The sequence below is a fragment of the Marinobacter zhejiangensis genome, assembly GCF_900114775.1.
Taxonomy (GTDB): Bacteria; Pseudomonadota; Gammaproteobacteria; order Pseudomonadales; family Oleiphilaceae; genus Marinobacter; species Marinobacter zhejiangensis.
The window spans coordinates 694,848-717,641 of the sequence record NZ_FOUE01000002.1 but is presented as its reverse complement, the minus strand read 5'-3'; the positions used below and the strand labels follow the sequence as shown (position 1 = coordinate 717,641).

The 22,794-nt window shown below is 57.6% G+C and carries 15 protein-coding genes; 8 read left to right on the top strand and 7 right to left on the bottom strand.

Annotation, left to right across the window (positions count from 1 at the left end):
* Nucleotides 1–17: 17 nt before the first annotated feature.
* Nucleotides 18–1,415: an RDD family protein gene (locus tag BMZ67_RS08605; protein ID WP_092021642.1), complete on the bottom strand. Its 1,398-nt coding sequence runs from the start codon at nucleotides 1,413–1,415 to the stop codon at nucleotides 18–20.
* The gene (locus BMZ67_RS08600) at nucleotides 1,415–3,103 is read right to left on the bottom strand and encodes a molecular chaperone HscC (RefSeq protein WP_092021639.1); all 1,689 of its coding nucleotides are present in this window, start codon (nucleotides 3,101–3,103) and stop codon (nucleotides 1,415–1,417) included. Before BMZ67_RS08600 ends, BMZ67_RS08605 begins: the two co-directional genes overlap by 1 nt.
* A gap of 253 nt (nucleotides 3,104–3,356) precedes the next feature.
* Between BMZ67_RS08600 and BMZ67_RS08595 the strand changes: the two genes are divergently transcribed.
* Both BMZ67_RS08595 and BMZ67_RS08590 read left to right on the top strand, forming a co-directional pair.
* A complete protein-coding gene (locus BMZ67_RS08595; RefSeq protein WP_092021637.1) occupies nucleotides 3,357–4,208 on the top strand; it encodes a peptidyl-prolyl cis-trans isomerase in 852 nt (283 codons plus the stop codon).
* Nucleotides 4,205–5,206 carry a HupE/UreJ family protein gene (locus tag BMZ67_RS08590; protein WP_092021635.1) on the top strand — a complete coding sequence of 334 codons (1,002 nt, stop codon included), beginning with the start codon at nucleotides 4,205–4,207 and terminating at the stop codon, nucleotides 5,204–5,206. The genes BMZ67_RS08595 and BMZ67_RS08590 overlap by 4 nt, the downstream gene beginning before the upstream one ends.
* Before the next feature lie 47 nt (nucleotides 5,207–5,253).
* Here the strand turns inward: BMZ67_RS08590 and BMZ67_RS08585 are convergent, their stop codons facing one another.
* Entirely contained in the window at nucleotides 5,254–7,089 is a 1,836-nt protein-coding gene (locus tag BMZ67_RS08585; protein WP_092021634.1) for a DUF3604 domain-containing protein, read from the bottom strand.
* A 328-nt stretch (nucleotides 7,090–7,417) separates the two neighbouring features.
* On the opposite strand from BMZ67_RS08585, the gene BMZ67_RS08580 reads away from it, so the two are divergent.
* Nucleotides 7,418–8,422, top strand: coding sequence for a pentapeptide repeat-containing protein (locus BMZ67_RS08580; protein ID WP_175481874.1), 1,005 nt, complete (start codon nucleotides 7,418–7,420; stop codon nucleotides 8,420–8,422).
* 26 nt (nucleotides 8,423–8,448) lie between these two features.
* On the opposite strand, the gene BMZ67_RS08575 is transcribed toward BMZ67_RS08580, so the two are convergent.
* The gene (locus tag BMZ67_RS08575; RefSeq protein ID WP_175481873.1) at nucleotides 8,449–9,306 is read right to left on the bottom strand and encodes an alpha/beta fold hydrolase; all 858 of its coding nucleotides are present in this window, start codon (nucleotides 9,304–9,306) and stop codon (nucleotides 8,449–8,451) included.
* A gap of 144 nt (nucleotides 9,307–9,450) precedes the next feature.
* On the opposite strand from BMZ67_RS08575, the gene BMZ67_RS08570 reads away from it, so the two are divergent.
* Nucleotides 9,451–10,464 carry an AraC family transcriptional regulator gene (locus BMZ67_RS08570; protein ID WP_092021629.1) on the top strand — a complete coding sequence of 338 codons (1,014 nt, stop codon included), beginning with the start codon at nucleotides 9,451–9,453 and terminating at the stop codon, nucleotides 10,462–10,464.
* Nucleotides 10,465–10,604: 140 nt separating this feature from the next.
* Nucleotides 10,605–11,069 carry an META domain-containing protein gene (locus BMZ67_RS08565; protein WP_175481872.1) on the top strand — a complete coding sequence of 155 codons (465 nt, stop codon included), beginning with the start codon at nucleotides 10,605–10,607 and terminating at the stop codon, nucleotides 11,067–11,069.
* A 56-nt stretch (nucleotides 11,070–11,125) separates the two neighbouring features.
* Here BMZ67_RS08565 and BMZ67_RS08560 read toward each other — a convergent pair whose 3' ends face one another.
* Nucleotides 11,126–12,409: an MFS transporter gene (locus BMZ67_RS08560; RefSeq protein ID WP_245749915.1), complete on the bottom strand. Its 1,284-nt coding sequence runs from the start codon at nucleotides 12,407–12,409 to the stop codon at nucleotides 11,126–11,128.
* Between the two features lie 199 nt (nucleotides 12,410–12,608).
* Between BMZ67_RS08560 and BMZ67_RS08555 the strand changes: the two genes are divergently transcribed.
* The 3 genes from BMZ67_RS08555 (at nucleotide 12,609) to BMZ67_RS08545 (ending at nucleotide 16,441) form a co-directional block, all read left to right on the top strand.
* A complete protein-coding gene (locus BMZ67_RS08555) occupies nucleotides 12,609–14,789 on the top strand; it encodes an OsmC domain/YcaO domain-containing protein (RefSeq protein ID WP_092021625.1) in 2,181 nt (726 codons plus the stop codon).
* 159 nt (nucleotides 14,790–14,948) lie between these two features.
* The gene (locus BMZ67_RS08550; protein ID WP_092021623.1) at nucleotides 14,949–15,896 is read left to right on the top strand and encodes a carbon-nitrogen hydrolase family protein; all 948 of its coding nucleotides are present in this window, start codon (nucleotides 14,949–14,951) and stop codon (nucleotides 15,894–15,896) included.
* A gap of 140 nt (nucleotides 15,897–16,036) precedes the next feature.
* A complete protein-coding gene (locus tag BMZ67_RS08545) occupies nucleotides 16,037–16,441 on the top strand; it encodes a bacteriohemerythrin (RefSeq protein WP_092021621.1) in 405 nt (134 codons plus the stop codon).
* A gap of 69 nt (nucleotides 16,442–16,510) precedes the next feature.
* Here the strand turns inward: BMZ67_RS08545 and BMZ67_RS08540 are convergent, their stop codons facing one another.
* The gene (locus BMZ67_RS08540) at nucleotides 16,511–17,341 is read right to left on the bottom strand and encodes a mechanosensitive ion channel family protein (RefSeq protein WP_092021619.1); all 831 of its coding nucleotides are present in this window, start codon (nucleotides 17,339–17,341) and stop codon (nucleotides 16,511–16,513) included.
* A 152-nt stretch (nucleotides 17,342–17,493) separates the two neighbouring features.
* Nucleotides 17,494–22,743, bottom strand: a complete 5,250-nt coding sequence (locus BMZ67_RS08535; RefSeq protein WP_092021617.1) for a DUF4011 domain-containing protein — start codon at nucleotides 22,741–22,743, stop codon at nucleotides 17,494–17,496.
* Nucleotides 22,744–22,794 lie beyond the last annotated feature (51 nt).

Below are 22,794 nucleotides of genomic sequence, written 5' to 3'. Positions count from 1 at the left end.
GAAACTGGCGAACCCCGTTACGGCAGGTTCCTCCGGTGGACCACATAACTGCCACTCAGACGGTCATGAAGCAGCCGTCCCTTCATAAAGGCATTCAGGATAAATATCACCTTCCACAATAGTCCGGTCAGGCAAAACGAAACAACCCGGCCAATATTGTGCAACAGGTGCAGCCGCTCCAGCTTTCGGTTCACCACCCTCAGCCCAAACACCCGTTTTCCCGGAGTCGCCTGCAAGCTTGAGCCTTCAAGCATCAACGTCATTACGGGGTACGACACAAGGGTGATGAGCATAACCGTAAAGCCGCTCATAAGACTGGCTCCGGTCACAAGTCGGGGCAATACCACCGCAAACGCCTGTAGCACACCCCAAACAATGAAGCAGTCCAGCAGCCCGGCAAGGCATCGCAACGGGTAACCGGCCAATGGTATTTCGGGCGGCGAATTTTCCTGAGCGCCCGCTTGCCCTGGGGCCTCGCGCAAAGTCCTGCGACGGCCACCCCTTACCCCCATCAGAGCCGTCTCACCAGGCTCCGGTGCCTCGATCAGTTCAAGCACTGGGTCACAGAGCGAATCCCCAAGCTGATGCCTTAAACGTGGCGCCTGCCCCTCCCAGTCAAAGAGACCGGTGAGATAACGGGCAACGGCAACCGACAGGGTGCCCGGATGGGCACGTTGGTGCTCAGCCAATGCCGTGAACACAGCCAATCCCAGTGCCCGGTTGAATCCCTCATCCATAATCCAGCCGTCGCGACTGAGAAAACGCCAGCAATCAACATCGCTGGCGCCCTGGCCCTTGGCCAGCAAAGCGTGGCTTTGCTCAATCAGCTCCTGCAGCAAGCGCTCCGCACCCGACTCGTCGTGTTGCTCGTGGAGAGCGACCTCGTAATGGTCCTGTGGCGTGGGAGGGTTATTCCAGTATTCGATATTTCCCGGCCGAACCGGCCTCACGCTGGACTCGTCGTCGCCTTCCTTGTCAATGTCATCAAGACCTTGAGGAGGCTCGTCCGCAAGCTTCAGCGGCACACTGTCAGGCTCATCTTCCGCCTGTTCCGGCCCACCGCCATCAAGCTCCGGCGGTGGCTCGTTCATAAGTTTCAGGGGAAGACTGCTCCCCCCCTCATCAGAATCATGGGGTTCAGGAACCGGTGGCGGTTCTGATTCTTTGAGCGGCTGGGGGACGATCAGCTCAACAACCGGTTCCGTCGGGCCCTGCTCATAGTTTGGGTAAGGGACATGTTGATTCCGGTTAGGGCCACCGGCCTGACCAAGGGCATCCTCATAGGCCTTGCGAAGCCGCTGGAATGCCTCCGGACATTCGTCCGGACGGGTTGTCTTGAGACGTTTGGCATAGGCCCGCTTAACCGCTCGAAGATCCCCGGTCGGCTCAATACCCAGCTCAGACCAGGGCCACATCAGAACCAGTCACCGGATTCAAGCTGGTTCAGCAGTTCTTCAAACCGGGCACGATACTTGGCAATTTCCAGCGGGTCCTGGCGGTCCAGTATGCTCTCGAACTTATTCAGCAAGTCGCCAATGTGTTCCCTCTGGTCACCCAGGCTCGACTCATAGAGCCGCTCAGCACGCGCCATCAAAACCCGGTTTTCTTCGCCGTCCCGAGGGTGGACCTTCAGCTTCGAGAGCTTTTCCAGCGCCTGCTGTTTTTCCTGGTCGGTGAGTGAACCCGGTGCGTTTTCGATGAGCTTGTAATGCGTTGCCCCGGTCGTGACCACGGTTACGTCCACTTCCAGCAGGCCGTTCATGTCGTAGCTGTAACGGATATCTAACGCTTCGGTACCCTTGGGGCCCCGGGGCACAGGAACGCTCAGCTTGCCGAGGAAAACGTTCTTGCTGACATCACGGCTTTCACCCTGATAGATATCAACATCCACCATGTTCTGGTTATCGTGCACCGTGTAAACCCGGCGCACGATACTGATCGGCACCACACAGTTTCGCTCAATCATCGGCAGGAACCGGACGCCGTTATCAGCACTGTGGTCCTTTACAACGGAGGTTCCCAGGGTAAACGGACACACATCCGTAAGCACCACATCATCAAGTCCCTCACCCCGCATCAGCATGCCCGCCTGAATCGCAGCACCGACCGCCACCACCGTGTCCGGGTCCAGGTGACACGACGGCAAGCGTCCAAACATTCGTCCAACCATTGACCGGAATGCTGCGAGGCGCGTTGAGCCACCCACAAGCACGACATCGTCGATGGAGCCCTGCCCCACATTGGCATCGCGCAAGGTACGTTCAATCGGTTGTTTGGCCTTCAGCAGCAAGGGGGTGCCAACCTGCATGAACCAGTCATTGGTGACAACGTGGTCAACGGTTTTATTCCCCAGATCCAGCGTCAGCGTCTGATCCGCCGGGCCCAGCTTACGCTTGGCGCCTTCCATCTGAAGGTAAAGGTTCTGGAGTTTTTCCGGGGCCAGGTCTTCCTTGCGAATCCCATGCTCCCGCAGCACATCGGCCACCATCGCATCGACAAAGTCCTCGCCACCCAGGTAGTTGTCCCCCGCGCTGGCATGCACCTCCATAACGCCGTCGAAGAACTCCAGTAGGGACACATCAAAGGTACCACCGCCGAGGTCCAGGATGAGGAACATGCCTTCTTTCCGGTCATGGAGACCGTAGGCAACAGCGGCAGCGGTGGGTTCGTTGATAAGCCTGGCAACCTGCAACCCGGCCAACTCCGCCGCCTGGCGTGTTGCCTGACGCTGGTTGTCGTTGAAGTATGCGGGAACGCTGATCACCGCCTGGTTCACCGGCTCCTGCAAATAGGCCTCGGCATCTTCTTTCAGGGACCGCAGCACAAGGGAGGACAATTCAATCGCGGTAAAGCTCTGCCGGTCGAGGAAGACCTGGTGACTGGTCCCCATCAATCGCTTGAATGCGGCAACCGTGCGATTGCTGTGGTTGATCAGTCGTTGACGGGCAGCCCGTCCGACAATGACCTCGCCATTTTTGTCCAAACCAACCACCGACGGGGTCAGGACGTGTCCGAGGCGGTTGGGAATCAGCTTCACGCCATCTTCTGTCCAGACACCACAGGCACTGTTGGTGGTGCCGAGATCAATTCCAATAATAGTCATAGTGCGTCCATGCCCTCTCGCTGACCGTGGTAGTGAGGAACCCTCTATCGGGAAGCGCATTATAGCCTGAGCCCCTTCCGGAATTTCCAGACCAACAGCACATTCAATACCTTAAAGCCCTGAGCATTTTCTATCGTGGCGGGAAGTCAGGTGAATGACTCACCACCTGCTACTTTTAAAGGGGTGCGTCGAACTCTGTAACCACTCGTCCAAAAGCGAATCTGGTCGCAACGTACAAGGAACGTGTTGTCCTATGAAAAACCTCGTGAAAGAACCACTGCTGCACTTCTTCATGCTGGGCGCCCTGCTCTTTGCCCTCTACCTTTCCGTCAGTAACGACGAGGCTCAGCCCAATACCATCTACGTCACGCAGCAGGTCATCGACAACCTGAAAGCGCAACACAGCCAGACCTGGCAGCGGACGCCAACTGCAGATGAGCTGGAGCAACTTGTACAGGGCTGGTTGCGAGAAGAAATCCTCTTCCGCGAAGGCATGGCCATGGGGCTCGCTGAAAACGACCCCATTGTCCGCCGGCGGGTCAGTCAGAAAATGACCTACCTTGCGGAGACGGCACTACCGGCCGAACCCACCGACAGCCAGCTCCGGTTATGGCTGGACAACCACCCGGACGATTACCTCATCCAGCCGCGTTACAGTTTTCGGCAGGTTTTTCTTAACCCTGACCACTACGACGAACCGTTAACAGAGGTGGCGGACAAGCTCCTGCCACGCCTTAAATCCGGCGAGGGCGGCATTACCGGTGACTCACGGTTGCTACCCCAGACCTTCGACGGCGTAACCGCCTACGAGGTTCAGCGTCGCTTTGGCGATGCGTTCCAATCTAACCTGGGGCTTCTCCCGGTTGGGGAATGGAGCGGACCTGTCGTCTCCGGACTGGGTGCGCACCTGGTGCTACTGACAGCACACTCACCCGCGCGACCTGCAGTTCTGGCAGAGGTTCGTCAGGCCGTTGCCCGGGACTGGCTCAACGCACAGGCAAAGCAGGTCCAGCAGCAGCTTTATGAATCACTCCGGGGCCGGTACAGCGTCGAGTACGCCGTTGACGATCGGATGTTCAGCGACAGGGAGCCCGAGGCCGAATGAGAGTCTGGTTACGCTGTTCACTATTGCTACTACTGGGGTTGGTGGTCGCCAGCCCTGGACAGGCCGACGTGTTTCGCCCTGCCTTCCTGCAGCTGTCTGAACTCGATGACAACCGGTATGACGTCGTCTGGCGAGTACCCGCCCGCGGCGACAGGCGCCTTGGTGTCTATGTTGAGTTTCCCGGCGATACCGAAGCCGTAAGCCAACCCCGCACAACGATGGTGGGTAACACCCATATCGAGCAGTGGCAGATCCGGCGAACCGGGGGGCTTGAGGGGAAAACCATCCGGATCAACGGGCTGGTTGGCGGCATTACCGATGTGGTGGCCAGGGTGGTAAGGCTGGATGGCAGCACTCAGGTAGAGCGCCTGCTGCCAGAAAGCCCCAGCTTTAGGGTCAAGCCACCACAGGCCGGGTGGCAGGTCGCGCTGACCTACCTGGGGCTGGGGTTTGAACACATCCTGATGGGCATCGACCACCTGCTCTTTGTGCTCGCCCTGCTGATGATCGTCAAAGGCAGCCGCCGAATCGTTGCCACCGTGACCGCGTTCACCGTGGCCCACAGCATCACACTGGTCGCGGCAACGCTGGGCTGGATCTACGCGCCAGGCCCGCCGGTGGAAGCAATCATTGCCCTCAGCATCGTGTTTGTCTCTGCAGAAGTGGTTCAGTCCCTGCGGGGGCGGTCAGGGTTGACCGAACGGGCGCCCTGGGTTGTCGCATTCAGTTTTGGGTTGCTGCACGGCTTCGGGTTCGCCGGTGCCCTCACCGAAATGGGGCTGCCAGAGAAAGCCGTCCCGTTGGCCCTGTTGATGTTCAACGTGGGCGTAGAGCTAGGCCAACTGGCGTTTGTACTGGCGGTCTTCACCCTGGTCTGGGTATGGCGCTCGCTGAAGTTCAGCTGGTCTGGTTGGGTGCGCTACCTGCCCCCCTACACCATCGGCTCACTCGCGGCCTTCTGGACCCTTGAGCGGGTGATTATCGGCTTCGTCAGCTGACGGCGGTTGTAAGGGGTGGCTTCAGACCGCCACCCCTTATTGGACACTCAGGATGAGGACCGAGGCGAATACCAGATGGGTGAGGTAAACGCCCGTTCCTGATGAACCAGCGGTATGTTGTCGTCCATCTCCGCACCAAAACGCACGACGTCGTACAGTGTCCATCGTGGTGTTGGGATTTCCAGGACCCGCAGGTAATAGAAAGCCTTCTGGGCCGGATCAAAATCCGGATCCGTCCAGACAGTGGATAGCTCAGTTGCACCAATGTCGTTGGTGTACTCGGCGGTTTCCATATTCACGGTGTTGCCTACCGGCGGCAGCCGGCCTTCGTCATCAGGTTCACGGTCGCCAGCCCAGGCAACATCGTAGACGTGTTCATGGGTCTGGCCCTCAGCATCCACCCACCCTTTGATCACCTGTACCCGGTCCAGGTTGGCACCTTCGGCGTCTTTCATGGCCGCGATAACAAACGATGGCACCTGACCGTCAGCCGCGGACGCCATCATCCCGCCCATCGGCACGCCATCGCGGTAACCCGACGCCACCCAGTCACCTTCCAGCGACTCTGCGTTGAAGCCATAGCCCCCGAAAAAGCGTACCGTCATCCTTGGTCCGGTGGTTGCGTAGGTTTCCTTACGCTTCATGGCATCCCAGATGGCTTCCCGGGTGTTTTCCGTCGCCCAGACACCCATCGCCCCAGACGCAGCCTGTTCCCAGCCCATATAGTCCCCAGTCGGCCCTTCAATGACCGGGAAATTCCAGCGTGTGGCGTTGGGCTCAAGGGTTTTGAACTTGCCAAAGAAGTTGGCATCCTCCGGGGTCGACAGGCCGGTGTGGGTATCGGTCGCGGCGTTAGCCCCATACTGGAACGGGTTTACCCCCAGTTCGTCCTCAAGGCGCAGGCCGGACTTCAGTGCCTCCCGCCAATACTCAAACGCCAATGCCCCTTCCGGCTTGGGCTTGAGGATCAGGTTGCCCCGGTCCCACAGATCCCAGTCAGCAAACTCATCGTCTGGTGACAGCATGGGGTGAGATTCACTCTGTCCTTTGATCTGGGTGACCTCGTAAAGCGGCTCGTAACGGGCACGAAGGGTGGCCCACTCGGTCGTCATGGGTGAGCCATCAAACTGCTGCTCTTCGAACATACGGCCGTTGGACATGTTTCCGTTGTGGGGAATCGCCAGTACCTGGCCACCGGTATTGGCTTCGTATTCGGCCATCCAGGCCCAGAGCCTAGCCGGGTCCTGGGTCTCAAAGGTGGTTAATGGGCGAATCTGACTGGTACGGTCTCCACCGTCGCGGAAAATCACATTGCGATGGAGGTTATCACCGCCATCGGAATTAACCGTCCATTCAAAGGCGATGAACGTGGTGAATTCACCGGGGTCGTAGTATTTCTCTGCCGCAGAGATGGTTTTCTCCCAGGCGGAGACCATCCACTTGGGGTCCATAACCGTGGCTGGCAACTCCCCGTTCGATTGCATGATGATCAGTTCACTTTTGGCCGATGCGGCTGCTTCTCCGCCCTCACTGATCGCATCGCGCCATCGCTGAAGAATCGGGTTCGCCATCATTTCCGGGTTACCCGCAACAATCTCGTTGATCACCCCCATGCCATCGGAATGGTCGGTCACCATGAACCAGTCATACGGGCGGGATAGCTGCGCCTTCTGGCCGGAATTGGAGGTCACCTCCTCCCCTCGGGCAAAACGATAGGCATCGTCCGGCGTCAGCACCGCACCGTCCATACCCGCATCGGCAGACCAGCCGGTATGGACATGGGAGTCGCCAAAAAAAACCTGATTGGGGTGGGATTCCGCATAACCACAGGCAGCTCCCCCGGCAAAGGACAGGCTCACAACCAAGCGAATATAGGTATTCATAACAACTCCTCCCTGAAAGCGTTATACGAAACCATAAAGATGATCAAATAATAGCCAACGAAAGGTGCTTTTCCAGCTGGGCTCTGGCATTGCCTGCTTTATCAGACCTGAACAAAAAACATCCGGCGGCCCCGATTCCTGATCTAGGCTTTGAGTATCAGTGACAGTGGAGGCTCAGGTTATGGTCACGGAATGGCAGTTCAAGCCACCAATGATCGTACGAATGACGGCTCTTGTGGTTATGGTGCTAGTCTGTTTGGCGTTAAATCCAGCTTGGGGAGCACAAGACCAAGATCCGCCGCCGGCTCCGGTCCAACAGCTTGAGGCCATGAAGCTGGAGCGAGAAATCGCCAGGCTGGAGCAGGAAATCGCTCTCAACAGTGGTGGGTGGAGACGTTTTGTGCAGTCCGCGCCCTTCATTACCGCAATCATCGCGTTGCTCGGTGTGTTTGTTACCGTGTGGCGGCAAATGACCGAATCAAGCCGACAGCGTGAAGTGGACCGGCGTCAGCTGGAAAGTGAACAGGTCCGGCGTTTTGATGAACGCTTTCATGAAATTATCGAAGGATTAGGCTCTGAAGGCGCCACCATTCGAGCTGGCGCCGCGGTGTCGATACTGTCTTACCTGAATCCTGAGCACGCGCGTTTCCACGAGCAAGTTTTCCTTGTTTTGCTAGCCAACCTCAAGCTTCCCCATGATAACATCACCCGTTCGTTGCTGGTTCGCGGGTTTGAGCAAGCCATCCGCCAGAAGGCAATCGCCGTTGAGGCCCTGAATGCAGAAATTGAAGAGAAAGACGAAAAAATCATTCTGGACCTGAGTCACTGCGATCTGCCCGGCGCCCATCTTGCGGCTCTAAACCTGAGCTGGGCCGATATAAGGGAATCGAATCTGCGCTCTGCCCACTTCCGCAGAGCGTGCCTTCAGCGGCTGAATGCCCAGGGCGCCGACCTGACCGGCGCCCAGCTGCCTCAGGCCGATCTTCGAAAGGCAAATTTCGACGATGCAGTGCTGGTGGATGCCCGCTTTTCAGGATCAGATCTACGTTGGGTCCATTTCAGGAGCGCCGATCTGAGGAGGGTGAAATTCCAGGGAGCACCGCTGCAGTCCGCCCTGTTCCAGCGAGCCGATCTGCGTGGCGCACGGTTCGAACGGGCGGATATCAACAATGCGAATTTCAAGGGCGCCGTTCTTGATAAGCCCACCATGAAAAGCCTGGTAAAAGCGTACAACTGGCGCAAAGCCATTTTCGACGAAGGACTCGAAAGTGTACTGAACACTATTGAGATGGAAGTCTGGGCTACACGCCAGGCTCCCAACTCGCCTTCATAGATCGCCCTGGCCCATCCAGGCTCAGCTCAGGCCACACCTTTGGCCAGGTGCTCCAGAATCTGTGAGTTCAGCCAACCAGGCTCAGTGATCGGCACCCAGTGCGCGCCACCGGTTCGCTGGTAGCTCCAATCGGCAGCCATCCATTTTTCCGAATCCCGCATCTGTTTTTCCACCAGGAAATCATCCCCTTCGCTCCAGACACCCAACGTCGGTACCGTTACTTTTGGGTGACTGCGTGTCAGTACCGTAATGAGGTTTGCACGATAAAGGTTCAGAGCCGCGACCAGGCGTCCAGGTTCGGAGAAACGCCCCATCACTTCATCCATATCGGGGTGGGAACGAAACACCGAACGCAGGGAAAGCCGTCCCTTGCCCGCGAGCAAACGCTCGCTGATACCTCTCAGGTTAAAGTAAGCGATGTACCAGCCGGCCACCATTTGGCGCAACCCAGCCCGGGCATACGCAGTGGGATGCCCAACCGACACCACGGTCAAGGTCTTTAGGCGCGTGGGGTGATACGCCGCGAGGAACCAGGCCTGCACAGCTCCCCAGTCATGCCCGACCACATCTGCTCGCTCAATGTTCAGGTGATCCAGCAATGCAATGTGGTGGGCGATGATATTGAACACATTGTAGTCATCAAGCTTCCTGCCCAACTCCGAATCACCACAACCCAGAGTGTCTGGAGCCAGACATCGATAGCCCGCGTCTACAAGGAAACGGATTTGTTCTGACCACATCACCGCAGTGTCGGGGAAACCGTGGATCAGAAGCACCACTGGCCGGGACGCATCACCGGGATGAGTGTCGAGATAGGAGAGTTTATATCCGCGATGGTCGAAATATTGGCGAAGTTGGTTCATGTCATTCTTATGATTATTCATGGACATTCCTGTGGTCTTTGGGAGCATTCGTTTTATTTTCGCAGCCGATCAAGGGGCTGCTTGTTATTTTTACGCTGCGCTATTGTTGGACAATTTGCCTCCAAATAGCTTGACCTTTTACGAACGCCACTTGACTATTCACGAATGCGTTACATTTGTCGTGGTGAAGGTTTACATGGGTTTCCAGAGTTGGTGGCGTCGCTGGGGCAAGACCCGGTGCCGCTGCTTGAGGCCGCCGGCATTTCTCCGGTGATGCTGAAAAAGTCGAACACCTACCTCTCGTACATTGCCGTGGTACGCCTGTTGAATCTGGCGGCTGTTCAATGCGCGCGACCAGATTTCGGGGTACTTCTGGCCTCCCACCAAGGTCTGGAAATAGCAGGGGCGCTGGGCAACCAGCTTTGCCTTCAGGAGACGATTGGCAACGCCCTTGCCTTACTTCAGCGTCATATCGACTTTCATGCCCAAGGTTGTCTGATCAGTGCCACCAACCGAGATCATCAGCTCATTCTTTCGATAGATTTTGCTTTTTCCGGTCTCATCGACTGTACACAGTTGATCGCGTTGAGCCTGGGCTTGCTCAAACGCAGCCTGAGTCAACTTAGTGGTGGCGAAGTAACACCGGTTCAGGTTGAGCTGCGTCAGCCAGCACCCCCCGATACCACTCTGTACTCGGACGTTTTTTCAGCGCCAGTCAAGTTTTCCCAGGCTTGTGACCAGATCTGCTATCCCGACACCCTCACCCACCAGCTTGTCGCCCCAAAAGCTCACCTGAAAAACGCCTTGCAGGACCTTTGGCGTCTTGATGGGCCCGAAAGACTGCCACTTGCCCTGCACCTGCAGGTTGAGCGGGCCGTTACTGAGTTGCTTCCTACCGGAGACTGCGACCTGGGTACCGTTGCCCGTATGGTGGATTTACACCCTCGGGTATTGCAGAAACACCTGAAAAAAGACCATTACAGTTTTGCGGGCATCCTGCGTAAAACCCGCGAACGCCTGGCCTGTGAATACCTGGCACACAGCGAGCTTTCACTGACCGATCTGTCCTTCTATCTGGGGTTTGGCGATCTCGCCGTCTTCAGCCGAAGCTTCAAGAAATGGACCGGGCTGTCGCCCAGTGAATGGCGCGCACAGCGTCGTGGCAGGCAGGGTATCTAAGCGGAAGGTTCACCACCGATGATTCAATCCATACGTACAAACAGCAGTGGTTTATCGTCAAGCTCACCCGATAATGGCTAGCTAGCTTACTAACCCCTGGTTCAAGACACGGAATACACGTCCCAAAAATGAGGTTACCGATGAAAAGTAAAAAAATGACTCGGCTGGCAGGATCCCTGGCGATCACTGCATCCATTTTGGCAGGCTGTTCAGCGCTGGAGACCGAAGACACGACCGCCACACAAACCCCTGACCAGGGCCTGATGCAATTGCACGATATCTGGGTACTGGAAACCATGAACGGGGAAGCACTGGAGCTGACTTCAGAGGCGCAACGGCCCCGCATGGAGATCGATCACCGCAACCTGACCGTGTCCGGCTTTGACGGCTGCAATAACCTGCGGGGCAGCATCCAACACGTTGATACCGGAAGCATCGAGTTCGGCCCCATCGCCGCAACCCGTAAGGCCTGCTTCGACATGACCGTTCCCGACAGCTTCCAGCAAAATATGAATCAGGTCCGCGGCTACTCCCGCGACGGACTCAAGCTGTACCTGCTGGATGGCGAAGGCAACGAGCTGCTGTCCTTCCAGAAGACCGACTGATTCATCCGTGCCCATAGGGACACGGGTCTTCCTGACCACTGTCCCTATGGCGCCTATCAGGTCTCGGTGTCGGAGCTGTCCTTGAACAGCTCTTCGATGGGCGTCTCGACAAACGCCTCGTTCCGCGGGTCAATATCCGGAATCGGATTCACATCCGGGATAGCGGACACAAAGTCTTCTTGCTCCGCCACTGGTATGGGTGGGCGACGTTGCTGGCGGAGAAGGGTGTAAAACGCCATCAGCAGTAGGGCCACCGCCAGCCCCAGGAACAGGGCCGAGGGCCCTTGCTCCGCCATCACGAACGAGAATACCAGCGGCCCAACCACGGCCCCCAGGCTGTAGCTCAGCAACAGCCCAGTACTCGCTGCGATGATCTGGGTGGCATCCATCAGGTCATTGGTAATAGCCACAGCCACTGGATAGATGGCCGCCGACAACCCCATACAGACTGCTATTGCGATAACCCGCCATACAAACGCGTCCTCCGCCAGCCAGTCGTTGGCCAGACAAGCAATACTCCCCAACACACTCAATGCCAGCAGGATGTGACTGCGCTGGAAACGATCGCACAGCCAACCAATGGGCCAGGCAAACACCATCGCGGCCATCACCGCAGCAAACATGTACAGGGAGACTTCGTCGGTGTTCAGCCCAGTCAGACTGGCAAACAGCGGCACCAGCGCGTAGAAAGACCCGATGAAAACACCGCTGACGAAAGCACCAACAACCCCCAAGGGAACCATCCGGTACATTTTCAGCAACGAGAGATGATCTTTCGGCTCGCTCAGCTCTGGTGAGTGCATGTGCGACAACGACAGGGGGATAATCGCCGCTACCAGTAAAATGGCGGCAAGGCTCAGCGGCACAAAGCTTTCCGGATTGGTCAGTGCAATCAGCAACTGGCCGCCAGCAGCAGCCAGGTAGGTGACGACCTGATACATAGCGAAAATGGTGCCGCGGTTGGCGTTCGAGGCAACCGCACTGAACCAGCTCTCAATCGTCACAAACAGCGCGGCAATGGTTATCCCACCAATCACCCGCAACAGCCACCAGACCCAGACTTCGTCCGTCATCGGGTAGACCAGTGTTGCAACGGCTGCAACGGCCGCATAGACCGCAAAAGCGCGGATATGCCCCACCCGGCGAATAACGATGCCCCCATACCTGGCGCCAATCACAAACCCGATGGAATAGCCCACCATCACCAGACCAATGGTGCCGGCATCGACCCCCATAAGCCCGAACCGCAGCCCAAGAAGCGTTGCCAGGAAGGCGTTGCCCGAAATCAGCAATGCCAGACTCAAAAACAGCGCAAGTAGCGAAATTACCAGCAATCGCATAAGCAAGGCCCCACAGCTGAACGATGATCAACAAGGCTTAGGTTAAGTTAGTTCAAAACGGCCCGGATGGGCGGTTCCGTTGATACCGGAATGTAATGGGAATATTCGTACCGGTCGAGACGGCGAGGGATAAAAGCTGGATAATGACGGCAAGATCAGCCAATGGCTCGCGCAACCCCACAACCCTGGTACTTTCGGAATGGAAATCAACGTCAACTTTCTCGACAATCTTCGGCTTGAAGCCAAGTTTGACGACTTCACGGTAATCACCGATCAGCCCATCCGCTACAAGGGTGATGGCTCTGCCCCCAGCCCGTTTGATTACTTCCTGGCGTCTTCCGCGCTGTGTGCGGCGTACTTCGTGCGGGTTTACTGCCTGGCTCGCGACATTCCGACCCACAACATCCGGCTGTCCCAGAACAACATCGTTGATCCCGAGAACCGCTACAACCAGATCTTCAAGATCCAGGTTGAGCTGCCGGAAGACATCTCCGAAAAAGACCGCCAGGGCATCCTCCGCTCCATTGACCGTTGCACCGTCAAAAAGGTGGTTCAGACCGGCCCGGACTTCCAGATCGAAACCGTGGAGAGCCTGTCTGAAAACGCCCAGGCCCTGCTCATGGTCAAGCCGGACAGCGAGCACCAGACGTTTATTGAAGGCAAGGACCTTCCGCTGGAGCAGACCATTGCCAACATGACCGCTATCCTCGCGGATCTCGGCATGAAGATTGAAATCGCCTCCTGGCGCAACATCGTGCCCCACGTGTGGTCACTGCACATCCGCGACGCGGCGTCGCCCATGTGCTTTACCAATGGCAAGGGCTCCACCAAGGAAAGTGCCCTGTGTTCGGCGCTGGGCGAATTCATTGAGCGACTGAACTGCAACTTCTTCTACAACGACCAGTTCTTTGGCGAAGACATCGCCAACAGCGACTTTGTCCACTACCCCAACGAGGAGTGGTTCCGGCCCGGGCCAGAGGATGAGCTACCAGACGGTATTCTTGATGACCACTGCCTGGCGATCTACAACCCGGAAGGCGAACTGCGCGGTTCCAACCTGATTGATACCAACTCCGGCCGCAAGGACCGTGGTATCTGTGCCCTGCCCTTTGTTCGCCAATCCGATGGTGAAGTGGTGTACTTCCCATCAAACCTGGTGGAGAACCTGTTTCTCAGCAACGGCATGAGTGCCGGCAATACCCTGTACGAAGCCCAGGTTCAGTGCCTGTCGGAAATCTTCGAGCGGGCCGTGAAAAAGCAGATCATCGAAGAAGAAATCGTACTGCCGGATGTCCCCAGGCACGTACTTGAGAAATACCCCAACATTGTTGAAGGCATTGAGGCCCTGGAAGCGCAGGGATTCCCCGTGCTGGTCAAGGATGCTTCGCTGGGCGGACAGTTCCCGGTGATGTGCGTCACCCTGATGAACCCGAGAACCTGCGGCGTATTCGCCTCGTTCGGTGCCCACCCAAGCTTTGAAGTGGCACTGGAACGCAGTCTGACGGAACTGCTCCAGGGGCGCAGTTTTGAAGGCCTGAACGATGTACCGCCCCCCACCTTCAACAGCCTGGCGGTGTCGGAGCCCAACAACTACGTTGAGCACTTTATCGACTCCACGGGTGTGGTTTCCTGGCGTTTCTTCAGCGCCAGGCAGGACGTTGAATTCTGTGAGTGGGACTTCTCCGGCACCAACGAGGAAGAAGCCGCCAGCCTGTTCAGTATCCTGAAAGACCTGGGCAAAGAAGCGTACATGGCCGTTCACGAAGACCTGGGTGCACCAGTCTGCCGTATCCTGGTGCCCGGCTACTCGGAGGTCTACCCGGTTGAGGATCTGATCGAAGACAACACCAACGTTGCGCTGAACTATCGGGAAGACATCCTGAACCTGCACGCCCTGGATGATGAGCAACTGGCCGATCTGGCCGAGCGTCTTGAAGAAAGTCAGCTCGACGACTACATGACCATCATCACCCTCATCGGCGTTGAGTTTGACGAAAACACCGTATGGGGCCAATTGACCATTCTGGAGCTGAAGCTGCTGATCTGCCTGGCGCTGCAGTGGCACGAAGAAGCTCTGGAATTCGTTGAGACCTTTATCCAGTTCAACGACAACACCGTGGAGCGGGGACTGTTCTACCGTGCGGTTCAGGCGGTTCTGGAAATCACCCTGGACGAAGAGCTGGAGCTGGACGATTACATCGCAAACTTCCGGCGCATGTTTGGCGAGGAGACCATGGATGCCGTGGTCGGCTCGGTGGACGGCAGCGTTCGTTTCCATGGGCTGACACCCACCAACATGCAACTGGACGGCCTGGACAAACACCTGCGTCTGATTGAAAGCTACAAAAAACTCCACGCGGCCAGAGCCGCCCGGGCCTAGCCCCCCCAAAAAAACGCCAGCGTCTGCTGGCGTTTTTTTACACGTCCACCCGCACCTGACCAACCCCGCCGTCTTCCGCCTTTTTGAACTAGTCTTTTACAGACGCTCCGGTTTAACCGCCCGTCCAATCGCAAACAGCGAACTCTCAGGAGACCGATCATGGCAAACGTTGCGCTTGTTCAACAGGCTCCCATTGTTCTCAATAAGACGGACACCCTGTCCCTGGCGGTGGATATCATTGCGGACCTTGCCTCCCAAGGCACGGAGTTGATTGTCTTTCCAGAGGCGTTTATCCCCGGCTACCCAGCGTGGATCTGGCGGCTGCGACCGGGCGGCGACTGGGGAACCTGCGAGGCCCTGCACACCCGCCTGCTCAGGAACTCGGTGAGTGTTGGCGCCGGCGACCTGGACCCCTTGATGGCGGCCGCTCGCAAGCATCAGGTCACCGTGGTGTGTGGGTTCAGCGAGCGCGACCCCGCAAACAGCCAGAGCACTCTATTCAATTCGGTCATTGTGATCGGCCCCGACGGAGCGGTGATCAACCACCACAGGAAGCTGATGCCGACCAATCCGGAACGGATGGTCTGGGGCTTTGGTGATGCCAGCGGACTCAATGTCGTGGACACCCCGGCCGGAAAGCTGGGCACCCTGGTTTGCTGGGAAAACTACATGCCCCTGGCCCGCTATGCGCTCTATGCCCAGGGCATTGAGGTGTACATCGCGCCAACCTATGACAGTGGTGAGGGCTGGATCGGAACCTTGCAGCACATCGCCCGAGAGGGCCGTTGCTGGGTACTGGGCTGCGGTGTGGCCTTGGAGCGCTCGGACCTGCCCCGCGACCTTCCGGAACTCCAGGCGCTGTACCCGCAGGAGGAAACCTGGATCAACCCCGGCGATTCCGTGGTCATTGCTCCCGGGGGCGAGATTGTGGCTGGCCCTCTGTCTAACCAGAAAGGCTACGTTACCTGCGAGATCGACAGTAGCCAGGCTGCTGCCGCCAAGCGGGCACTGGATATCACCGGGCATTACTCACGCCCCGACCTCTTTACGCTGGAGGTGGACAAGCGCGCCCAGCGTTCGCTTGTCATCACGAAAAACCTGAGTTAACCCGGCACTCACGTGATCCCCCTCTCACCGGAAGCCCTGCCGGTCGCTTCCCTCAGCCCCCAATTGATCCAGATCAATATTCCAGCCAACCCAACAACCTAGGATAAGCAGGCTGGTAAAACAATAACTTGGGAGGCAGTATGGCATTCTGGCCATGGAGTGAAGAGCTCGAAGTTGGCATTGGCGAGATTGATACCCAACACCGTTGGCTGGTTGACCAGACCAACCGCCTGCACGAAGCACTGGAAAACGACGCCGATAGCCAGGAGGTTGGTGACATCCTCGAAGGCCTGATGGATTACACGATGAACCACTTCATTGTTGAGGAGGACCTGTTCAATCGCTTGGGTTACCCTGAAACTGACGCCCACAAGGCAGAGCACAACCAGTTCACCAGCAAGGTTCTGAGCCTGCTGGACTGCCACGAACGTGGCGAAGCTTCTGGAACCGAAGCGCTGGCATTACTGAAGGACTGGCTGACCCACCACATCCTCAAGGTAGACAAGGCCTACGTCCAACACTTCCGCAGCCACGGCGTGGCCTGACAATACTTTCCCCTCAAGGCGGAAGCGCGTTCGCTCCCGCCCCGGCCACATTCAACGACCCGCCTGGTTTCAATCTTTTTCGTTAACCAGAATAACTTTCCGGTGAGGGAACGGGATTTCGATGCCCGCTTCGTCGAGGGCTTTCTTGATTTGCTCGGGCACGGAATACAGCACACTGAAGTAGTGCTCGCCTTCGCAGAACGGCCTGACCAGGAAATCCACCGAGCTGTTGTTGAGGGTTTCGACTTCGACAAACGGTGCCGGGTCTTTGAGCACATGGGGGTGATTGGCCAGTACCGAATCGATCACCTTGCGGGCTTCATCAATGCTTTCGCTGTAAGCCACACCAAACCGCATATCCACACCGCGAATCGCATGGTGGGAATGGTTGATGATCTGCTGCCCCCAGATCTGGCTGTTGGGAATAATGATCTGTTGGTTATCGAAGGTTTGCAGGATCGTGGTGAACATATCCACTTCCGTGACCTTGCCAAACTTACCGGCCGCATCAATGAAATCGCCAACTTTGTAAGGCCGGAAAATCAGCAGCATCACTCCGGCCGCCAGGTTGGACAGCGTACCCTGAAGGGCCAGGCCAACGGCAAGGCCAGCGGCACCCAGCAGGGCGATAATTGAGGCCGTTTGCACCCCAAAGCGGTTAAGTACGGCAATACCCACAAACGCCAGGATGGTGTAACGGGCAACACTGCCGAAGAACCGGAACAGCGTATCGTCCAGCTGTTCATGCTTGGTAGAAATGTGCGCTATCGATTGGTAGACCTTGCCAGCCACCCAGATACCGATGATCAGGATAACCAGCGCCAGCAGAATGTTCGTTGCCCAGTCCAGCGCCGTGGGCAGGTACTGGTTGATATCCAGCTGATCAACTAACTCGTTCATAATCGACTCCTTTGAATAAAATATCCTGAAAAATTGCGGTTTCCCTGCGTGTTCAAGGCGTTACCGAGAGGTTTCCCTTTGAGTATAGAGCCTTCTCCGCTGGAAACAGTCCGAAATCCAGAAGGCCCTGAAAGGAAATGCTAGCCATGGCCTCACTCGGTCACGGCCTCCCCAGCTTCCTTCGCGCCTTCCCGGTCAAGTTCATAGCGCCGGGTCAGCGCCTCATGAAGCATCTCCAGGGCCTTGTCCCGATTGGTCCACCAGTCCGTGGACCATACCCGGAACAAGGTCCAGCCAAGCCCCTCAAGAACGGCCTGACGCACCTTGTCGCGCTCACGGGCGTAGGCGGAGCTATGATACATGGCGCCATCGCATTCAATGCCCGCCAGGTAGAGCCCGGGCTTGTCCGGATGAACAATACCCAGGTCGATACGGTAGGCCGAGACACCGATCTGTGGGTGTACGGTCCAGCCCTTCTGTTGCAGCCCCCTGGCTACGGCCACCTCAAACGGAGACTCCAGATCGCCCACCGAGCCATGAACCGCAGCTCCCAGAGCGGACGCCCCGCGTTCAGCGTACTCCAGGAAGTGCTTGAGGTCGGAAACTGCCCTTGCCTGGGTTCTGGTCAGGTCAATCTGTTCCGGGGCCAGGGTGGAAAATACCTTCATTTCGGTTCGCGCACGGGTCATGGCGACATTCAGGCGGCGTTCCCCGCCGGAACGGTTGAGCGGCCCGAAGTTCATCGTCACATGACCGGACTCATCGGGACCGTAAGTGATGCTGAACAGAATGACGTCGCGCTCGTCCCCCTGCACGGTTTCCAGGTTCTTAACAAACACCGGTTCCAGCGTATCTTCTTCAGAAAACGCCCACTCAATGGAGGGGTCCTCGGCACGCGCTTTGTCGAGCAGGTCTTCAATCAGGCTCTGCTGCTCGCTATTGAACGTCACCACACCAATGGAGTGTTTACGCTCGGACGGGTCCTCTGATGTAAGCCGCCTCACGATCTCGGCAACAATGGCCTTGGCCTCGCCCTGATTGTGTCGGGCCTTACCACGGGCATAGAAACCGTCAGGGCGAACCAGCGACACCCCCCTATCCGGATGGACCGGTGCCGGGAAGGTGATCAGTGAACTGTCGTAATAACGGCTGTTTGAAAATGCGATCAGGCTCTCCCGGCGAGAACGGTAATGCAGGTTCAACACCCGTTGAGGGATACTTGACCCGATTAACTCATCCAGAATGCTCTCCAGATCCCCTTCATCATCAACATCACCATCCGGGTCATCGTCCGAGCGGGCAAAGAAATTCGTAGGAGGCATCTGTTTGGGGTCGCCGGCGACGATCACCTGTTTCCCGCGCGCCAGGGACCCAACCGCATCCCAAACCGTGATCTGCGACGCCTCGTCGAAAATCACCACGTCGAACAGGGCCTGGCCGGCGGAGAGGAATTGGGCGATGGAAAGCGGTGACATCATCAGGCACGGAGCCAATGAGGTGATGACCTCCGGAATGGTCTCCATCATCTCCCGCACGGGCTTGTGTCGGGTCTTCTTCTGCAGTTCATGGCGAAGGATGCCCCAGGAGGAGCTTCGCGTGATCTCGTTCTGGTCCGGGATCTGCCCGGCCAGGTTAGCGGCAATGTACTTCGCGGTCAGCTCATTGAACCGGGCGTCGAGCGCCCGGAAGTTCTGGATTGCGGCCTCATGCTCCGGTGACGAGAAGGTGCGCAACAACTCATCCTCACCGATCACCGTGGATGACCACCAAACGCAATAGGCGGCCTCAAACACCGTTTTCACCTGGTCAGGGGCCACGCTGCCATCTTCGATGGCGTTCACCAGCGCGCCAAGCTGAAGGTCCTGGGCTTCGCTTCGGCGGCGCACCCAGGCACACCAGTCCTTCAGAGAATGACGGTGCTCTTCGATGTCCTGACACTCACGGGTAATGGCCTCCAGCACGGACATATCCGGAGACAGGTGGCGATCCAACGTGGATCTCACCAGGACTTCAAGTTGCGGTTTGAGTCTGTTGAAGGTCTCCAGGGAGCTGAGGAACGCGGCGATCGTGCGACCCACCGAAGCATCCGGCGCCAGCAAATCGTTGGCTTCGTACATCAGCGTTCGAATCTTCGAACGCAAGGTCACCAGCGACTCGGCATCGTCCGCCAGTTTGCCAACAGCCGCCCGTGCACGGGAGCCAAGCAACCTCAGCTCAGTAAGGGTGTTCGGGTCGGTATCGTAGGACTCCCAACCCCGGAGACCTTTGAGAACACGTTCCAGTCGTTCAATATGGCCGCCGGTTTCACGCAACTGACGGATGACCGCAATATCGGTGTCCGGATTCGGCTTGCCCTGGGCGCCGCCCAGCCGCAGTTGTTTCACGACCTTACGTCGGGCAAACCAGCCCTTGGGCCACCAGGTGCTGTTTGCCGCCTTCCACTCAGTGCCAAGAACCCCTGCGTCAAGCTTCTGCCAGGCCAGCTCGTCATAGGCGCAGCTCAGTTTGGTTTGCAGCTTGATGTAGGTCTTGAGATGCGACCCCGCTTCTTCCAGCGCCTCCAGCCTTTCTGGTGCATCCGGTTCCAGGGCAAAAGAGGCATGCTTGCGATAAGCATCCAGTAACACCTGACCACATTCCGCAGTGGCCGCCAGCTTGGCCAGGCTGACCTTGCCGACGACAACCCCCAGTGCTTGTTGTAACGCGTCCAGATCCCGCCGCAATTGCTCGGTTCCGGTCTTTAGCTGTTGCGCCGCCACAACCACCTGTTCCTGCCATTGGGGGTGCCAGTCGTGATGACTGATGGCGCTCAGTGGGTGCTGCTTGAAGCTGCCAACGGCACAGGCCTGCACCTCCAGCAATTCCGCCATATCGCGCAGTGCGTCCAGTTGCGCCTCATCATGGTGGTCGGCGGTGGGCCAACTTAACTTAACGCTGGTTGCCAGCTCACCGTCCCGCACTTTCACGCCCATGGCATAGTGAGCGGTTAATCCGTTGCGGCGGGGCCGGTGCAGCGTGTTGACGACCCGGTTCAGGCGATCCCGAAGCGACTTCAAGCGCTCCGCCTCCACCTTCCAGTCGCCGATATCGGTATCGGAGGCACTGCTCCAGGAAGCCCCAAGCTGCTGCAGGACGTCGGCTTTTCTGGCCTTGTTGGAATGAAGTTCCAGGCAGAACTGGCCCAGGCCGATCTCCCGCAGGCGCCGATGCACCACCTCAAGCGCTGCGGTTTTCTCGGACACAAACAGCACCTTCTTGCCCTTCCCCAACATATGGGCAATCAGGTTACCAATGGTCTGGCTCTTACCGGTTCCTGGCGGACCAATGATCACGAAGTCCTTACCGCGATCTGCCGTGGCAATCGCCGCCATCTGGGACGAGTCCGCTGGTAACGGTGTCAGTAGGTCCGCAGGCGTGTAGTCCCGGTCCAGTTCGCCAGGTTCGACAAACCGTATATCGCTGTCATAGGGCTGCCGGGGCGTCTCCATCAGGTGCTTGACCACCGGGCTTTCCTTGAGCTCAGCAGAGCGGTCGACCAGGTCTTTCCACATCAGGTACTTGGCAAACGAAAAATGACCGAGAACCACATCCTCCACCACTTCAAAACCAGGGACATCCTTGATGGCGTGACGCATGTGAGTCCAGATTCCCTCAACGTCAACGCCGCTCTCATCCTCAGGCAGAACACCACTGAATCCGGATATGTCGATAGCGAAGTCCTTTCTCAGCATTTCCAGCAGCGTGGTGTTGAAACGCGGCTCATCATCACTGGCCAGCATCTTCACCCCGTTACGCACGGACTTGCGTTCCAGTGATACCGGCAACAGGATAAGCGGAGCACGATAGCGGCGATCCCCTCGGTCCCGGGGGCGCCAGAGCAGGAAGCCAACCGCCAGAAACAGCGTGTTTGAACCTCCTTCCTTCAACGACGTTTGTGCCTTGCGGTAAATCTCAACGGCGCGCTTGTCCAACTCCTCCTGGGTCAGTTCCACCAACACCTGCTTCTTGCCCAAAGCGTCGTGGGCATACACCTGCCTCAGGTCTTCACCGGTCCGTTGCCGGTGAATGTCTGCGTCCTGCTCAAGACTTGTCAGCCGCGGAAACGGCGCGATCGAAATGCGGGCGCCCGTGGCCAGAACATCTTCAAGGCCACCGGGGTCACTACACACGATCGGCAGACTGCTTCTGCTGGACCGGTGGTTCAGTAGCGGGTTCCGTCCGGACAGATCCAGCAGCTTTCGTTGCCACCGTTCCAGACGCCCTCCGGGGGTTTCTTCAGCAACCTCTTCACTCAGCACGACGGTACTGGAAGGCAGGTCCGGTGCTTCCTCCAGACTGGTTCCTTGCGGCTCAGCTCTGTTAACCGGTTCCACGCCCTGTTGGCTGACAGTGCCCAGACTTATTGGGTTTATCCGGTGCGCCCTGGCCCGACGGATATCAATGGCCGCGACAAACTCATGGTCGTTCTGCAACACCACCTGCTGGTTGCCCATCTCAACAGCCCTGGAAAAGGGCACTGCCGGGTGTTGGGTGACGAGTGTGGTTTCGATCAGGATCAGCTCTTTCAGGGGAATGCGCTGGCGCAGAACTTCGGCATCGTGCACCACCACGCTGGACAGGTCTTCCGGTTCCAGCCACAGCCCTACCAGGGCATGGCCACGGGTAAGAATCACAAGCGGGTTCAGGTTGGCCTGTTCAAAAGCCGCGGCCAACAACAGCGTGGTGTCCAGGCAAGTAGCAACTTTGCCACTCTCGATCTGAGTGGGTAGCCGTATTTTCTGGCCATAACGTTCAAAACTCGCAGGCGGAAGGGCATAGCTCAGCTGCATGTCGACAACGGCAGAATAGATGGCCGACGCCATCAGCCATACCCGCTCCCGGCTATGGGCGGTATACCCGTTAATGCCATCCGGCTTGTTCGCCTTGCGAAGGATCTGGCTGGCTTGGCCAAGCACACGGTCCACTGCAAGGTCATTAGGCGTACAAAATGCCGCCAACATTTCCGGCATATAGACCACACCGCCCCATTCATTACGGGCCAGAAGTTCTACAGCAATCACCTGTTCCGCCAGTGTTTCCTCGCCTCGACTGACCCGAACGGTGACGGTGGCCCGCATCGATTCTGTCAGCCCATAGAGAAAGCCCCCATCCAGCTCCAGATCCCGGTCTTTTAACGGCATCAAGCCACCGGCTGCCAACCGGTCCAGCGCCCAACGCTTCGGTTTCAGGAAGGCCGGCGAGGCCGCCAGCTCAAACGACAGGCCAGACAGCGCGTGCTCTCGGTCCAGGTTCTCAATCTTGAGTTCACGCAGGATCGCAAATGCGCTTTGGTGGCAGGCAAAGTTGATTTTTTCAACAAGGGCGACATGGAGTTTTATCGGTGACGCATCCTGGTCAGACATGGTGTTCCCTCACAACAAATAGGATTGGATCCCGGTCCGGGCAGGCTGGCC

What these genes read in the sequence shown, in the direction of transcription:
- BMZ67_RS08605 (WP_092021642.1), bottom strand. Translation starts at nt 1,415, where the DNA reads ATGTGGCCCTGGTCTGAGCTGGGTATTGAGCCGACCGGGGATCTTCGA.
- BMZ67_RS08600 (WP_092021639.1), bottom strand. Translation starts at nt 3,103, where the DNA reads ATGACTATTATTGGAATTGATCTCGGCACCACCAACAGTGCCTGTGGT.
- BMZ67_RS08595 (WP_092021637.1), top strand. Translation starts at nt 3,357, where the DNA reads ATGAAAAACCTCGTGAAAGAACCACTGCTGCACTTCTTCATGCTGGGC.
- BMZ67_RS08590 (WP_092021635.1), top strand. Translation starts at nt 4,205, where the DNA reads ATGAGAGTCTGGTTACGCTGTTCACTATTGCTACTACTGGGGTTGGTG.
- BMZ67_RS08585 (WP_092021634.1), bottom strand. Translation starts at nt 7,089, where the DNA reads ATGAATACCTATATTCGCTTGGTTGTGAGCCTGTCCTTTGCCGGGGGA.
- BMZ67_RS08580 (WP_175481874.1), top strand. Translation starts at nt 7,418, where the DNA reads ATGAAGCTGGAGCGAGAAATCGCCAGGCTGGAGCAGGAAATCGCTCTC.
- BMZ67_RS08575 (WP_175481873.1), bottom strand. Translation starts at nt 9,306, where the DNA reads ATGAATAATCATAAGAATGACATGAACCAACTTCGCCAATATTTCGAC.
- BMZ67_RS08570 (WP_092021629.1), top strand. Translation starts at nt 9,451, where the DNA reads ATGCGTTACATTTGTCGTGGTGAAGGTTTACATGGGTTTCCAGAGTTG.
- BMZ67_RS08565 (WP_175481872.1), top strand. Translation starts at nt 10,605, where the DNA reads ATGAAAAGTAAAAAAATGACTCGGCTGGCAGGATCCCTGGCGATCACT.
- BMZ67_RS08560 (WP_245749915.1), bottom strand. Translation starts at nt 12,409, where the DNA reads ATGCGATTGCTGGTAATTTCGCTACTTGCGCTGTTTTTGAGTCTGGCA.
- BMZ67_RS08555 (WP_092021625.1), top strand. Translation starts at nt 12,609, where the DNA reads ATGGAAATCAACGTCAACTTTCTCGACAATCTTCGGCTTGAAGCCAAG.
- BMZ67_RS08550 (WP_092021623.1), top strand. Translation starts at nt 14,949, where the DNA reads ATGGCAAACGTTGCGCTTGTTCAACAGGCTCCCATTGTTCTCAATAAG.
- BMZ67_RS08545 (WP_092021621.1), top strand. Translation starts at nt 16,037, where the DNA reads ATGGCATTCTGGCCATGGAGTGAAGAGCTCGAAGTTGGCATTGGCGAG.
- BMZ67_RS08540 (WP_092021619.1), bottom strand. Translation starts at nt 17,341, where the DNA reads ATGAACGAGTTAGTTGATCAGCTGGATATCAACCAGTACCTGCCCACG.
- BMZ67_RS08535 (WP_092021617.1), bottom strand. Translation starts at nt 22,743, where the DNA reads ATGTCTGACCAGGATGCGTCACCGATAAAACTCCATGTCGCCCTTGTT.